The following is a 14,081-nucleotide window of genomic DNA, read 5'->3' on the forward strand; positions in this document are numbered from 1 at the left end:
CCGGGCCCGTCACACCTTGGGCGGCCGCTGCGGTTGAGGTAATGACGACAACGGCCCTGGTCGCCTTGCGAATGGTCTTGTACATGATTACCGCCCGGTAGGGCGTGCCCGTCGCACAGGTCGGCGGCGAACGCGGACAAGACCGGTCGCCGGGGCGGGCGAAAGGCGATTGTCGGCTGTGATCCGCCTCACGCTGTCGGGGTATTCCCGTCGTATGGCGCGGTTTGCCGAGGTGTGGAACGGAATTTGCGCGCGTATATGTCGGAACCCGGCGCGCGGGCCGCGCGACCGGGGGAGACGTGTGGCGTGGATCACGTCCTGGCGCGGTTGAAGCCGCGCCAAGGGGGGGATCGCGCGCGGGAGTTCGGGTGCGCGTGGCGGTGGCCCGCGCGAAGCGGAGAGCTCGGGGCGGGCTCCGCCCGCGGTCGCTCTCGGGTGGTTCGAATTCCTCCTCCGGGGCGGGTCTGCTGTTCAATTCGGAGGTGGTTCTCGCGGGAAGACCGGCGATTTCCGGGACCGTCGGCGCCCGGGTTTTTGGCGGCGGAATTTCTTCGGAAATCCGGTGGGCATTTGTGATTTCCGTGGCGGGCGGGTGGGTGGATTTCGACGGGCGGGTGACTTCGGACCGTGACGAAGCTGCTCGGGGGTGTCGACACGGGGCGTGATCGTCGCGATCGGTGGAGTCGGACGGGTGGGTGACGAACCGTCGGGGCTCACGCTTGTCGCTCGACCGGGTGCCAGGTCCGGTCGCGGCGCGCTGCTCGGCGGTGGCGGGCGGGGCGAGCAGGGAAGTGTTGCGCGCCGGCCTGCGCCTCGCTGCTGATGGCCCGGACCTGGCGTCCGGAAATCGCCGTCCAGTGTCCGGAGTTCGGCGTCGGGTGCGTTCAAGTGGCGGCGCGTGTCGGCACGTTGACCCGGAAGTCGGGCACGGAGTGTCACGCCGTCGTCGCGCTCGGAGATGGGGCGGGAGTTGACGGTGCGTCAGGTGAAAAATTGGGTGATCGGGCGTTCGGGAGGGGGCTGGAGGGAATTTCCGCAGCCCAGGTCAGGGGTGGGTCTCCGCGCGTAGCGATTTTCAGGTGTCCGTTGGATGAGTGTTCGTCAAATTCTTTGGCATGACCGCTTCCCCACGAGGCTACTGGCTGGTATCCAATGTGTGGCCTGCATCACTCATTGGAGGAAAGATGACTCGCGTTCGTGCCGTAACCGTCGCTCTCACCGCGGCAGCCCTGTCCATCGCCACTCTTGCCGCCGCCACCCAGGCGAGCGCCGCCGGCGTCAACTACGTGGCGCTCGGCGACTCTTACTCGGCGGGTGTCGGCTCGGGCAGCTACACCAGCGAGAGCGGCAGCTGCAGCCGCAGCACCAACGCCTACCCGCAGCTGTGGAAGAACGCCCACGCCCCGACGTCGTTCAAGTTCGTCGCCTGCTCGGGTGCGACCACCAACGACGTGCTTGCCAACCAGATCAGCTCGCTGAGCTCGACGACCACCCTGGTCTCGATCACCATCGGCGGCAACGACGCGGGCTTCGCGTCGACCATGCAGACCTGTGTGCTGAGCAGCGAGGCCTCGTGTCTGAGCGCCGTGAACACGGCGAAGAGCTACGCCACCAACACGCTGCCGGGCAAGCTCTCCAACCTGTACTCGCAGATCAAGGCGAAGGCGCCCAACGCGCATGTGGTGGTGCTGGGTTACCCGCACCTGTACCAGGTGCCGGGCAACTGCATCGTCGGCATCTCGGACACCAAGCGGACCGCGATCAACGGCGCGGCGGACACCCTGGACTCGGTGATCTCCAAGCAGGTTGCGGCGGCCGGGTTCACCTTCAAGGACGTCCGGACGATCTTCTCGACCCACGAGATCTGCGGTTCGTCCTCGCAGTGGCTGAACAGCACCACGCTGCCGGTCAGCGACAGCTACCACCCGAACTCCTCGGGCCAGGCGTACGGCTACCTGCCGAGCTTCTCCGCGGGCGTCTGATCCCCGGAGCAGTCGCTTGTCCGTGAGGGACGCGTGAGCCGGTGTCCGGGCCCATGGGAGGGGCCCGGGCACCGGTGTTCGTGAACCGCCACGGACTGACAATACGTCAGCCTTATCCGCGCGGCGGCGAGGGTCAGTGAAGGTAGTCGGTCAGCGCGGCGGGCTTCAGGCCGGCCGCGGCGGCCGCGTCCAGGGCGCGCTGGAGGTCGCTCGCCAGGGTGTCGGTGAAGTGCAGGATGATCACGTCGCCGGGCTGGAGCGGGCCGCCGTGGTAGACGTTCGAGGCGCCGGAGGTGAAGTCGGCGGTGGCGGTCAGCAGGTACTTGATGCCGCAGTTCGCGGCGGCCTGCTGGGAGTTGGCGTCGAAGGCGAAGTACGGCGGGCGGAGGATCGTCGGCGTGGTGCCGTAGCGGGCGGTGACCGCGTCGCGGGCGTCGCAGATCTCGGCCTGCTGCTCGGCGAGCGACAGCGTCGTCAGGTCGCGGTGTGAGACGGTGTGGTCCTGGATGGAGGAGCCGGGCGCGGCGGTGATCCGGCTGAAGTAGTCCTGCTCGAAGCCCTCCGGCATGGGCAGCGGGAACGCGGTGACCGGGAGCTTGCGGTCGGCGATCAGCTGCGCGGCCTCGGGGGTGCGGAACCAGCCGTCGTCGATGGTCAGGAAGACCACCTTGTCCGAGGTCGGCGCGTTCCAGGTGGCGTACGCGGGCGCGGGGATGTCGCCGGTGACGCTGACGTCGTCCACCGCGATCGGGCCCTGGCCGTACCAGCCGTGCACGTACAGCTGCACGGAGGTGGTGGCGGCGCCGGTGGTGAAGGTGGTGGACAGCTGCTGCCAGCCGGTGCCGGTGGACGCCGTCCAGGCCGGCGGGACGTCGTGGCCGGTGCCGGTGGCGCCGATGAAGGCGTACGAGCCGTGCACCCAAGCCCGGTAGGTGTAGCTGGTGTTGGGGCGCACCGCGAGGGTCTGGGTGCACTGGCCGGTGGAGTCGGCGGAGGCCGGGGTGATGGCCAGCGCGGAGCCGCCGGTGTGGGCCGCGGTGGTGGCGGCGCCCTCGCCGGCCGTGCAGTGCCAGCCGGGGATGGAGCCCCAGTCGGCGAGCGGGAGGGTGGGGATCTCGAATCCAGGGTTGGTGGCCAGGTTGACCGCGGGGGCGTCGGCAGCCGTGTTCGTCGGGGCGCCGGCGTGCGCGGCCGGGGCATCGGCGTGTGCGGCCGGGGCGGTGGCGAGGGCGGCCAGCACGGTGGCGGCGGCAGCCGTCGCGAGACGGCGGCGTGCGGAACTGAGCACGGATCAACTCCAGTGTGGGGGAGGAGAGAAGACGTGACTCCCGGAGGGGCGGGGGTCGGTCGCGGCCCTGCCGCACCGGGCCAGGTGCACACAATGGACTGGACCAATCCCGGCGGTCAAGGGGACTGTCGGAGATCGGTCAACCGCCGTACCGTGCGTTGAGGTTGCCTTAATGGCGGAGCGTCAGAGGCCGGAACGGGCCGGCCGTTCAGCCGGCGTACAGCTCGTCGATGTCCTGCGCGTAGCGGTCCGCCACCGCTGCTCGGCGGATCTTCAGCGAGGGCGTCAACAGGCCGTCGTCCAGGGTGAATTCGTGCGGCAGCAAGCGGAAGGCCCGGATCGACTCGGCGCGCGAGACGGTGGTGTTGGCGGCGGCCACGGCCCGCTGCACCTCCTGGTGCAGCTCGTGGTCGGTGAGCACCCCGTGAATGTCCAGCTGCGGGCGGCCGCGGGACTTGAGCCAGTGCGCGAGGGCCACCGGGTCGAGGGTGATCAGCGCGGCCAGGTACGGCCGGTTGTCGCCCACCACCAGGCACTGGGCGACCAGCGGATGGGCCCGCACCCGCTCCTCCAGGATCGCGGGGGCGAGGTTCTTGCCGCTGGAGGTGACGATCACCTCCTTCTTGCGGCCGGTCAAGGTCAGGTAGCCGTCCTCGTCCAGCGAACCGAGGTCGCCGGTGGCCAACCAGTCGCCGTGCAGCGCCTCTTGCGTACAGCGCGGATGGTTGAGGTAGCCGGAGAACACGCCGGCGCCGCGCACCCACACCTCGCCGTCCTCGGCTATCGCCACCGCCGCGCCCGGCACCGGGCGGCCGACGGTGCCGAATCTGGGCCGGTCCGGGGGATTGGCGGTGATCGCGGCGGTCGTCTCGGTCAGGCCGTAGCCCTCGTACACCGTCATGCCCGCGCCCGCGAAGAACAGCGCCAACTCCCGCCTCAGCATGGACCCGCCGGAGATCACCGAGCGCACCCGGCCGCCGAGCACGGCCCTCACCCGCTGGTACACCAGGCGCTCGTACACGGCGTGCCGCAGCCGCAGCGCGGGGGACGGGCCGGGGCCCTTGCGGTGCGCCCGGCGCTCCCAGGCCGTCGCCCACTCGATCGCCACCTGCTCGGCCTGCAGGAAGGTCTCCAGCCGGCCCGACGCCTCGGCGGCCTCCCGGGCCCGGCGGTGGATCTTCTCGAAGATGTACGGCACCGCGTGCAGGAAGGTCGGCCGGAACGCCGCCAGGGCCGGCAGCAGACTGTCCGCCGCCAGCTTGGCGTGGTGGCCGATCCGGATGCCGCCGCGGATCGCCGCGACCTGGGTGAGCCGGCCGTACACGTGCGCCAGCGGCAGGAACAGCAAGGTGGCGGGCTGGTCGCCGCCGGTGTCGGAGAACACCTCGGCCCAGCCGTCCAGCACCGCGTCCGCCACCGCCGCGAAGTTGCCGTGGGTCAGCAGACAGCCCTTCGGACGGCCGGTGGTGCCCGAGGTGTAGATGACACTGGCCAGCGAATCCGGCGTCACCCCGACCCGTCTACGGTGCACCAGGGCGTTCGGCACTTCCTGCCCGTCGGCCATCAACTGCTCGACGCAGCCCCGGTCGAGCTGCCAGATGCCGGTCAGCGCCGGCAGCGCGTCGCAGACCGCGCCGACCGTCATCGCCTGGTCCTCGTCCTCGACCACGCAGGCCACCGCCGAGGTCTCGGCCAGGATCCAGCGCACCTGCTCGGGCGCCGCCGTCGGGTACACCGGCACCGGGATCGCCCCGACCGACCAGAGCGCGTAGTCGAACAGCGTCCACTCGTAGCGGGTGGAGGACATCACCGCGACCCGGTCGCCGTAGCGCACCCCGCGGGTGAGCAGACCCCGGGCGAGGGCCAGCACCTCGTCGCGGAACTGAACGGCCGTCACCGGCCGCCAGGCGCCGTCCGCCCAGCGGGACAACTGCACCAGCCGCGGTTCGCGCTCGGCCCGGTCGAACACCGAGTCGGCCAGCCCGCCGGTCACCGCCGAGCTGCCGAGCGCGGGGCTGCTGATCTCTCGCACGGTACCCCCGTTCCGCCGATCCCCGCCCCGGATCGCACAGGCGGAGGGCGGCACCGGCGAAGCTACCCGATCGACGCGGTGCTGCCCAGAGTCACCGCCCGACGACACCCCGCACCGGGCACAGTGCCGCAGGTGGGGGCACTGAAGGACGCTGGTGAGGAAATTAAAGGACGATACGGACACCACACGATCACGATGCAAATTCACCCTACGAACGGACGGTCAGTAAGTAGTAGGCTCGCGGCTCTCGTACCCCTCCGTACCTCTTCATGCTCATTCCTGCCCCCGGCCGCTCGTGCCCGGCGACCACACCGACCGAGGACCACCAGAGGACCCACATGCGCCTGCGCCGCAGCTCGATCCGCGCGAGGATCATCGCGCTGCTCCTGGTGCCCATCGTGGCGCTCGGCGGCCTGTGGGCCTACTCCACACTGATCACCACCAGCGGCGTGTGGAACCAACTCGACCTCAGCGACACCTACACGGCCTTCGGCGGCCCCGCCGACCAGTACGTCGACGACCTGCGCATCGAACGCACCGCCGCCGTGCTGCGCCTCGCCGACCCCGCCAACAAGGCCTACACCGACTCCTACCTGAAGTCCCAGACCGTCACCGACCGGGACCTGCAACTGCTGCGCTACCAGGCGGGCAGCCGCGACGCCGGCAAGCTCGACGGCGACCAGCGCGCCCGCCTCCACGACCTCCTCGCGTCCGCCGACGAACTCGCCGCCGTCCGCAGCCAGATCGGCCAGCACCAATCCAGCTGGGACGGCGCGCTCAAGGACTACAGCGCCCTGATCGGACCGGTCTTCGCCTTCCGGTCCTCCTTCGTCGCCAAGGAGAGCGGCGCACTGCCCCGCCAGGGCACCCTGCTGGTCGAACTCACCCGGGCCACCGACTACCTGGCCCAGGAGACCGCCGCGATGCGCGCCCTGCGGGCCGGAACCGCCACCGCCGCCACCGACATCCGCAAGCAGCAGATCGCGCTGGACGCCATGCACGCCCAGCAGACCCTGTTCCGGGTCTACGTCGCCGAACTCGACCAGCAGGACCAGCACGACTACATCGAACTGCGCAACAGCGAGGCCTGGCACGCCCTCACCCTCGCCGAAACCGGCTTCGACAACGCCACCGACCGGGCCGCCGAAGTCCGCGGCGGCCCCGTCGACAACTGGGGCGACAACGCCGACCGGGTCCTCAACGACATCGCCACCATGAACGCCCGCCTGGCCTCCAAGATCGGCGACCAGGCCCACGCCTACGCCGTCAACTCCCTGCTGCGCGGCGGCGTCGCAGGCCTGGTCGGCCTGCTCGCCGTGGTGATCTCCATCGCCGTCTCCTACCGCATCGGCCGCCGCCTGGTGCGCGAACTCGTCGGCCTGCGCAACGCCGCCGCCGACCTGTCCGCCAACCGACTGCCCTCCGTGATGCACCGGCTGCGCCTCGGCGAAGAGGTCGACGTGGTCGCCGAAGTCCCCCAACTCGACTTCGGCACCGGAGAGATCGGCCAGGTCGGCCGCGCCTTCAACGAGGTGCAGCGGGTCGCCGTCGAGGCCGCCGTCGAACAGGCCCAGCTGCGCCGCGGCGTCTCCGCCGTCTTCGTCAACCTGGCCCGCCGCTCCCAGGTGCTGCTGCACCGTCAGCTCACCCTGCTCGACACCATGGAGCGCCGCACCGAGAACCCGCGCGAACTCGAAGACCTGTTCCGGCTCGACCACCTCACCACCCGCATGCGCCGGCACGCCGAAGGCCTGATCATCCTCTCCGGCGGCTCGCCCGGCCGCGCCTGGCGCAAGCCGGTCCGGATGGTCGACGTGGTGCGCGCCGCCGTCGGCGAGGTCGAGGACTACGCCCGGGTCATCGTCCGGCCGTTCCCCGGCACCGGACTGCTCGGCTCCGCCGTCGCCGACGTCACCCACCTGATCGCCGAACTCGTCGAGAACGCCACGGTGTTCTCCCCGCCGCAGACCCAGGTCACCGTCCAGGGCGAGGTGGTCGCGCACGGCTTCTGCCTGGAGATCGACGACCGCGGCCTCGGCCTGAACGAGCAGCACCTCGGTGAGATCAACCAGCGCCTCGCCGTGGAGCAGGAGTTCGACCTCGCCGACACCGACCGGCTGGGCCTGTTCGTGGTCTCCCGGCTGGCCCGCCGGCACGGCATCCGGGTCCACCTGCGGCCCTCCCCGTACGGCGGCACCTCCGCCGTGGTGCTGATCCCGCGCGAACTCCTCGCCGACGCCGCCGAGATGGCCCCCGACGGGGCCCGCCCCGCCGCCGACGACACCACCCACCGCCGGGCCGCCGGCACCGCCGAACCCGGCCGCGCGCACGCCGCGCCCGCGCATGCCGCGCCCGCGAAGGTGCTCGGCGGGCCGCGCCCGTCCGCCGCCGACCCGTCCGCGAAGCCCGGCGGGCTGCCGCGACGGCGAACTCCCGGACAGGAAGCGGCCGTTGAGGGCGCATCCGGGACGGGGCGGCACCGGCGGACGGAGGACGCCGAGCCCGCCGCGCCTGTTGCGCCTGTTGCGGTGCCCGCGGCTGCTGAGGTGTCCGAGGCCGCCGGGGTGTCCGGTGCGCCCGTCACGCCGCTCACGCCGGTGGCCGGGGGGCTGCTGCCACGCCGGGTCCGGCAGGCCAGCCTCGCGCCCCAACTCCGGGCCGGCACAAGCCCCGAGACCCCCGAGTCGGCCCGCGAGCGCAGCCCCGAGGAGGCCCGCTCCGCGTTCGCCTCGTTCCAGCGCGGCTTCGCCCGCGGCCGCGGCGACCGGCTGCAGCCCGCCTCGCTGACCGTCGTCCGTTCCGAGCCCGACCCGGCCGCGCCCGGCGACCGCCCCGGCGCGCGGGTCGCGCCGGCCGCGCCGCAGCCCGGCCGCCCGCCCCGGCTGCGGGTCGCGCTCCCCTCCGCGCCGGTGCCTCCCGCGCTGCCGGCCGCCCCCGTCCGCTCCGTCCCCCCGGCGCACCAGCCGCCGGACGCACCGCCCGCACCAGCAGAAGGAACCGAATCATGACCGCAACAACACCGCCGTCCGGGAGCCTCGACTGGCTCCTCAACGACCTGGTCGGCCGCGTCGCGACCCTTCGGCACGCGGTAATCCTGTCCAGCGACGGCCTGGCCACCGGCGTCTCCAGCGGCCTCGGCCGGGAGGACGCCGAGCACCTGGCGGCCGTCGCCGCCGGCTTCCACAGCCTCGCCAAGGGCGCCGGCCGGCACTTCCAGGTCGGCGGCGTCCGGCAGACCATGGTCGAACTGGACGAGGCCTTCCTGTTCATCACCGCCGCCGGCGACGGCAGTTGCCTGGCCGTGCTCAGCGATGCCGAATCCGATGTGGGCCAAATCGCCTACGAGATGGCACTGTTGGTGAAGCGCGTCGGGGAGCACCTGGCCGCCGAGCCGAGGAGTTGACTGGTTAGATGAGCGAGCCCGAGCCGACCGAGCCGACCGAGGCCACCGCCCCGGCCGGCCCCGGTGGTGAGAGCGCGGACGAGGCGTCGGCCGACGACACGCCGATCGACCTGTTCGTGCCCCGCACGCCGGTGGACAACCGCTGGTTCGACGACGACGCCGGACCGATGGTCCGGCTGTTCTCGATGACCAGAGGACGCGCCCGGCCGGTCGACGACGGCCTGTTCGACCTGATCTCGCTGGTCACCGCCGCCGGGGAGTACCTCGCCCCCGGCGGCGTCCCGGCCGACCTCCCGATCGGACCCGAGCACCACGCCATCCTCCAGCTCTGCTGCGAAGAGCCCCTCAGCGTCGCCGAGTTGGGCTCCTACACCGATCTGCCGGTCAGCGTGGTCCGGGTCCTGCTCGGCGACCTCCACGACGCCGACCTGATCAGCGTCACCCGACCCTTCCAGCTCGCCCAGCAACCGGACGAGCGACTGCTGCGAGACGTGATCAATGGCCTCCGTGCACTCTGACGCCCCTGACGCGGCGTCAACTTCCGCTACCCGCAAGGCTCCTTGGGCCGCCAACGCGGTCAAGATCCTGATCGCCGGCGGCTTCGGCGCGGGCAAGACCACCCTGGTCGGCGCGGTCAGCGAGATCCGGCCGCTGCGCACCGAGGAGACGCTCAGCGAGCGCGGCCGCCCGGTCGACGACACCGCCGGCGTCGAGGACAAGCGGACCACCACCGTCGCCATGGACTTCGGCCGCATCGACCTCAAGCCCGGCCTCGCCCTCTACCTGTTCGGCACCCCCGGCCAGGACCGCTTCTGGTTCGTCTGGGACGAACTCGCGCGCGGCACCCTCGGCGCGGTCGTGCTCGCCGACACCCGGCGGCTCGCCGACTCCTTCCCCTCCGTCGACTACTTCGAGCAGCGCGACATCCCGTTCGTGGTCGCCGTCAACTGCTTCGAGGGCACCGAGGTGTACGCGCCCGAGGACGTCCGCGCCGCGCTCGACCTGCCGGAGAGCGTGCCGGTGCTGCTGTGCGACGCGCGGCGGCGCGAGGACGGCAAGGAGTTGCTGATCCGGCTGGTGCAGCACGCCGCTGAGCGGGTCGGAGTGCGACTGTAGTACTGGTCGCATTTATGCAGGTCAGGGCGTTGGCGTCCGGATGGTGGATGGTTTCTGTCTTGGCGTGCGGACCGGTCGGTGCAGTGGGTTGCCTTCCGGGCACGTGGCGTGGAAGTCTCGTACTCGTGCCCGCCGTTCGTCGCGGGTTCTCGACAACGCACCGGGGGAGGAGCAGGACCATGACCGAAGCGGTCCGCGTCTCCGCCCTCCCCGTGCTGACCGTCCGCCGGTACATCGACCACGGTCTGATCTACAGCGCCTGCTGTCGCTGACGCACCGTCATCACCCTTTGCCTGTAGGTGTGGTGGCGGTTCTGTGCGTTTTTCGCCGACCCGTCGTGCTCCGGAGAGCCGCCCTGTGAATCCTCGCGTACATCTCGAACCGTTCTGGCCCTCGCGCCAGGCCCACCACTTCGACCAGACCTGTCGGCGCGTACCCCGCGTCTCCCGCCCGCCACGCTGACCGATCCGTCAGCCCCGGCGCGCCGGAAGCGCAGACGACGACCACCCACCGACCGTCACGCGCGAAAGAGCCCTCGAATGTCCTACGCCGCCACCGCGACCCCGCACCTGCGAGCGGTCCGCACCCTGCCGAACCACAACCACTCCCTGCCGAACCAGCCCCTCGACGCCGAGTACCGGCGGGTCGCCGCCCCGGCCGCGATGACCCGGCCCGCGCCCGCCATCGCCCCCGAGAGCCTGCTGGCCGGCCTCCAGGACGGCGCCGCCGTCGTCGCCGCGCTGCCCCAATCCGTGCTGCCGCAGGGCCTGTTGGCGCAGCTCGGGGCCGGCGCGAACAGCCCGCTGGTCGGGTACCTGGTGCTGGTGCCCGCCGAGAAGGTCGCTCCCGCGCCCGCTCCTGTGGTGGCTGCCGCCCCGGTCCGGCCCTTCACCCGCCCCGCCGAGAGTGGCATCTCCGTCGACCTCGACCGCCGCAACGCGTACGTCGACGGCGCCCTGCTCGACCTCACCTACCTCGAGTTCGAGCTGCTCGCCCACCTCACCGAGCACCCGCACCGGGTCCACACCCGCGACCAACTCGTGCACACCGTCTGGGGATACGGCCACGTCGGCGACGGCCGCACCGTCGACGTCCACGTCGCCCGCCTCCGCCGCAAGCTCGGCGCCGCCTACCGCGACACCATCGTCACGGTCCGCCGGGTCGGCTACAAGTACGCGCCGGTGGCCTGACGGGCCGAGACGCAACGGAACGACGGCTTGCACCGCATGGTGCGGGCCGTCGTTGCGTTGTGGGCGGTTGGGCGGTTGGGCGCGAGGTTTCGGGGCGGATGGATGTCACCCTCGGAGTTGGATTGCGTGCGTATAGTGACGATTTGGCTGGTCAAAGCGTCATCAACGCCGTATCCCTGGAGGATTCGTGGCAAACTTCCGCAATCGTCTGGCCCTGCTCGGCTCGGCCACGGCGCTCGCCGCCGGCACCGTCGTTCCCGCGCAGTTCGTTGCGGCCCAACCCGCTGCTGCGGCGGACCGTCAGTGGGTCGCCCTGGGCGACTCGTACACCGCCGGGTTCATCCGGGCCGCGGGTGAGGTCTTCGAGATCCCGCGCGACGGCTGCGAGCGCACCGACCAGTCCTATCCTCAACTCATCGAGCGCGACTTCGGTTCGCTCTTCGACCTGACCAACGTCAGCTGCACCGCCGCGACCATCGAGAACGTCACCGACGAGGCACAGGAGCCGATCGGCCGTCACTTCCCGCCGTTCTCCGAGGACCCGGACTACCCGTTCCCCGCCGTGCCGCCCCAGTCCGCGGCGGTGGGACCGGACACCGATGTGATCACCGTCGGCGTGGGCGGCAACACCCTCGGGTTCGCCGATTTCCTGGTCAAGTGCCCGGAGTTGGGCCAGGGGGCCGGTGGCGCCGGCACCCCCTGCAAGGACGAGTTGGGCGCGAGCGTCCCGGACCGGCTGAACAAGGTGAGCCGGGAGTACCACCGGATGCTCGCCGTGCTCCACGAGCGGGCCCCGCACGCGAAGATCCTGGCCGTCGGCTTCCCCACCATCTTCCCCAAGGACGCCGCCAAGTGCCGCTACAACGACCCGACGCAGTTCGGCACCATCACCCAGGGCGACCTGGACTGGCTGCGGCAGGACGTCCTGGAGCCCCTCAACAGGATCATCGAGAAGTCGACCGGCACGCAGGAGGCCGCCGACTTCGTCGACCTGTACGAGTCCTCGGCGGAGCACAGTGTCTGCGACGCGAGTAAGTGGGTGGAGGGGTTCATCACGCCGCCCGACCAGCTGTCCTTCGTGCACCCCAACGCGCGCGGCCACCGCAACGTCGCCGACCTGGTCGAGGCGGCGATGCTGGACATCCTCGGCTGAGCCGGGGCGGCGACGTCCTTACGTTGAACTGGCCTTTCAGCAGCAGTCGGAGGCCAGTTCGCGTGTGCGCGGGGGCTGGTGGTGCTGACGCGGGGTTGGTCCGGCGGCCTAGAATGCCGGGGTCCGCGCGCGTGCGGCCCGGGGCCGTTGAGATCACCGATGACGAGGGGGCCGTATGACCCGCCCGACCACCGGAATGCTGCACCACGTCGAGATCTGGGTGCCCGACCTCGACCGTGCCGTCGATTGCTTCGGCTGGCTGCTGGACGCCTTGGGCTGGACGCCGTTCCAGAGTTGGGGTGACGGCCGCAGTTGGCGGCTCGGGACGACGTACCTGGTCTTCGAACGGTCCCGGGCGCTCACCGCGGACCAGCACGACCGGTGCCGGCCCGGGCTGAACCACCTGGCGTTCCACGTGCAGGGCCGGGGTGCGGTGGACGCTTTGGTCACCGAGGCTGCGCAGCACGGCTGGAGTCTGATGTTCCCCGACCGTCACCCGCACGCCGGCGGCGAACAGACCTACGCCGCCTATCTGGAGAATGCCGACGGGTTCGAGGTCGAGCTCGTCGCGATCGAGGCAGAACAGCTCGATCTCGCCGCTGCCAGCTGGGCGCACCTCTGCAGCGGTCCCGACCACGACCCGGGTGGTGGGGTGGACATCCCCGAGGCGTTGCGCGGGCTGGCGGCCGCGACTGACCTCGCGCAGGCCCGCAGATGGGCCGACCGCCTGTACGACCTGGTCTACCACTCGCATTCCGGTGGGTACTTGCTGCCGGCCGAGGCCGTGGTGCCGCACCTGATCCGGCTCGGCTCCTCCGGGCCGGCCGTGGTGCGGGCGATGGCTCTGGGGTTCCTGGTGGACCTCGGCGGTGGCGGGTGGTCGGGGGCGGAGAGCTGCCCGGGCAGCGAAGGTTTCGCGTCCCGCACCACCGCGGCCGTTCGGGCGGGACTGCCGACGTACTACGCGCAGGTGAAGTCACCCGACGCGATCGTGCGTGCGGCGGCGTTCGTCCTGATCACCGTCCTGGAGCACGAGGCCCTGATGTTCCTCAGGGGCGACGAGCGCATCGCGGTGCAGACCGGGCCGCCGATCACGTCCGCGCGTTATCGCGCCATGGTCGATCGGCTCCACGAGCACGACTGGGACCCGTCCGTCCGGCGGCACTTGGGGCTGGCGAAGATCGATCCGCTGTTCGGCCAGGGCGAGGAGCACGGGATCGAGTACCTGTACGACTCCGTCGGTTGGTGAACTCGTGGCAGGTTCGGACCAGGACTTGTCCGGTCGATCAACCGGTCCTCGTCGAAGCCCGGCGGCCGTCCGCCGCGTGAGCCTTTGCGCAGGCGGGTGGCCCGGCTAGTTGCTGGTGATGTCCGGAATCCCGGTGGGGGCAGGGACGGGTTCTAGGGTGAAGGCCTGGCCCGTGGGCGATGCGGCACAGGGGAGTTGGAGCACCGAGGCTCCCGGGGTGGCGATGCCTCCGGGGACGGTGACGCACGCGTCGGTGTGGGCGGGGCGGATCAGGTAGGCGCCGGAGCCGTCCGGCGACGGGCGCAGCCTGAACCGTTCGGCGGTGCCCCGGCGGCCGCAGTAGTCGTTCATCAGGCGGGCGCCCTCGGTGCGCAGTCCGGAGTCGACTCCCAGGCAGCCGTGGCCGAGAACGGGATGGAGCGAACGGATCATGTAGAGGCCCTCGCCCCCCGGCTCCAGGACGTAGGTGGGCACGGCACCGGCGCAGTCGACCTGCGTCACCCGCCCGCCGCTGTCCTGGACGGCCGACTCGCCCAGGCACAGGCCCGATCCCGTTGGCCGGATTCGGTACGCCCCGGCGGCGAGCGGGAGCGTCTCATGGGCGGCGCCTCCGGGGGGTGCGGTGGTGCCCGGGGAACGGACGGGGCCGTGTCGGAGTGCCAGAAAAA

At 71.3% G+C, this 14,081-nt stretch carries 10 protein-coding genes and 1 pseudogene; 8 read left to right on the top strand and 3 right to left on the bottom strand.

Going from position 1 to position 14,081, the window contains the following annotated elements; genetic code table 11:
* Window positions 1-1,184 precede the first annotated feature (1,184 nt).
* Entirely contained in the window at window positions 1,185-1,982 is a 798-nt protein-coding gene (locus ACFYST_RS03810; protein WP_387634781.1) for an SGNH/GDSL hydrolase family protein, read from the top strand.
* Between the two features lie 133 nt (window positions 1,983-2,115).
* Here the strand turns inward: ACFYST_RS03810 and ACFYST_RS03815 are convergent, their stop codons facing one another.
* Window positions 2,116-3,270: a polysaccharide deacetylase family protein gene (locus ACFYST_RS03815; RefSeq protein ID WP_387859615.1), complete on the bottom strand. Its 1,155-nt coding sequence runs from the start codon at window positions 3,268-3,270 to the stop codon at window positions 2,116-2,118.
* Between the two features lie 208 nt (window positions 3,271-3,478).
* Entirely contained in the window at window positions 3,479-5,302 is a 1,824-nt protein-coding gene (locus ACFYST_RS03820) for an AMP-dependent synthetase/ligase (RefSeq protein ID WP_387859617.1), read from the bottom strand.
* Between the two features lie 338 nt (window positions 5,303-5,640).
* On the opposite strand from ACFYST_RS03820, the gene ACFYST_RS03825 reads away from it, so the two are divergent.
* The 7 genes and pseudogenes from ACFYST_RS03825 to ACFYST_RS03855 form a co-directional block, all read left to right on the top strand.
* Window positions 5,641-8,310: a nitrate- and nitrite sensing domain-containing protein gene (locus tag ACFYST_RS03825; protein ID WP_387859619.1), complete on the top strand. Its 2,670-nt coding sequence runs from the start codon at window positions 5,641-5,643 to the stop codon at window positions 8,308-8,310.
* Complete coding sequence (locus tag ACFYST_RS03830) at window positions 8,307-8,705, top strand: roadblock/LC7 domain-containing protein (RefSeq protein WP_387634770.1); 399 nt, start codon at window positions 8,307-8,309, stop codon at window positions 8,703-8,705. The genes ACFYST_RS03825 and ACFYST_RS03830 overlap by 4 nt, the downstream gene beginning before the upstream one ends.
* Before the next feature lie 8 nt (window positions 8,706-8,713).
* Complete coding sequence (locus ACFYST_RS03835; RefSeq protein ID WP_387859621.1) at window positions 8,714-9,223, top strand: DUF742 domain-containing protein; 510 nt, start codon at window positions 8,714-8,716, stop codon at window positions 9,221-9,223.
* Window positions 9,204-9,821 carry an ATP/GTP-binding protein gene (locus ACFYST_RS03840; protein WP_387859622.1) on the top strand — a complete coding sequence of 206 codons (618 nt, stop codon included), beginning with the start codon at window positions 9,204-9,206 and terminating at the stop codon, window positions 9,819-9,821. The genes ACFYST_RS03835 and ACFYST_RS03840 overlap by 20 nt, the downstream gene beginning before the upstream one ends.
* A gap of 539 nt (window positions 9,822-10,360) precedes the next feature.
* Window positions 10,361-11,011 carry a winged helix-turn-helix domain-containing protein gene (locus ACFYST_RS03845; protein WP_387859624.1) on the top strand — a complete coding sequence of 217 codons (651 nt, stop codon included), beginning with the start codon at window positions 10,361-10,363 and terminating at the stop codon, window positions 11,009-11,011.
* A 187-nt stretch (window positions 11,012-11,198) separates the two neighbouring features.
* On the top strand, window positions 11,199-12,164 hold the full coding sequence (locus ACFYST_RS03850) for an SGNH/GDSL hydrolase family protein (protein WP_387859626.1): 966 nt from the start codon (window positions 11,199-11,201) through the stop codon (window positions 12,162-12,164).
* 196 nt (window positions 12,165-12,360) lie between these two features.
* A pseudogene (locus ACFYST_RS03855) lies at window positions 12,361-12,741 on the top strand (VOC family protein); the annotation flags it as partial.
* 777 nt (window positions 12,742-13,518) lie between these two features.
* On the opposite strand, the gene ACFYST_RS03860 reads toward ACFYST_RS03855, so the two are convergent.
* The gene (locus ACFYST_RS03860; RefSeq protein WP_387860099.1) at window positions 13,519-13,914 is read right to left on the bottom strand and encodes an RICIN domain-containing protein; all 396 of its coding nucleotides are present in this window, start codon (window positions 13,912-13,914) and stop codon (window positions 13,519-13,521) included.
* Between the last annotated feature and the right edge of the window lie 167 nt (window positions 13,915-14,081).

The sequence above is a fragment of the Kitasatospora sp. NPDC004614 genome (assembly GCF_042873675.1).
In the GTDB taxonomy this organism is placed as follows: Bacteria; Actinomycetota; Actinomycetes; order Streptomycetales; family Streptomycetaceae; genus Kitasatospora.

Bases quoted from the DNA above. Each gene is read 5' to 3' on its own strand.
- ACFYST_RS03840 (WP_387859622.1), top strand. From the start codon at position 9,204: ATGGCCTCCGTGCACTCTGACGCCCCTGACGCGGCGTCAACTTCCGCT.
- ACFYST_RS03835 (WP_387859621.1), top strand. From the start codon at position 8,714: ATGAGCGAGCCCGAGCCGACCGAGCCGACCGAGGCCACCGCCCCGGCC.
- ACFYST_RS03825 (WP_387859619.1), top strand. From the start codon at position 5,641: ATGCGCCTGCGCCGCAGCTCGATCCGCGCGAGGATCATCGCGCTGCTC.
- ACFYST_RS03830 (WP_387634770.1), top strand. From the start codon at position 8,307: ATGACCGCAACAACACCGCCGTCCGGGAGCCTCGACTGGCTCCTCAAC.
- ACFYST_RS03810 (WP_387634781.1), top strand. From the start codon at position 1,185: ATGACTCGCGTTCGTGCCGTAACCGTCGCTCTCACCGCGGCAGCCCTG.
- ACFYST_RS03845 (WP_387859624.1), top strand. From the start codon at position 10,361: ATGTCCTACGCCGCCACCGCGACCCCGCACCTGCGAGCGGTCCGCACC.